At 66.2% G+C, this 308-nt stretch carries 1 protein-coding gene; it reads right to left on the reverse strand.

The window, feature by feature from the left end; genetic code table 11:
* Positions 1 to 308: hypothetical protein (locus QWI17_RS17410; protein WP_302723796.1), on the reverse strand; the 308-nt coding region annotated here is incomplete at both ends.

Genomic DNA, 308 nt, shown 5'->3' on the forward strand with positions numbered 1-308 from the left:
GTTCATCGGGAGAAATCGACGGCAGCAGGCTGCAGTTGGCCAACTGAATGGCGTAGGGCTGCCAACGCTGGTTCTGGGCCTGGCGGTCGAGGTTGCGCAGGTCCAGCAACGGCCGCCAGGCCTGGTCCAGGCACAGGCAGCGCCAGTGCCAGGGCAACATGCGGTCGCAGGCGGTGTCGAGCAGCAGGCGGAAGGAGGTCAACGCCACCGTCCATGGCGAGGTTTCGGTACAGCACACCAGGTAACGGCCTTCGGCCAGGTAGTGCTCGATCAGGCGCGGCTCGTCAGGTTCGAGCGCGCAGCGGATC

This window comes from Gilvimarinus gilvus (assembly GCF_030518155.1).
In the GTDB taxonomy this organism is placed as follows: domain Bacteria; phylum Pseudomonadota; class Gammaproteobacteria; order Pseudomonadales; family Cellvibrionaceae; genus Gilvimarinus; species Gilvimarinus gilvus.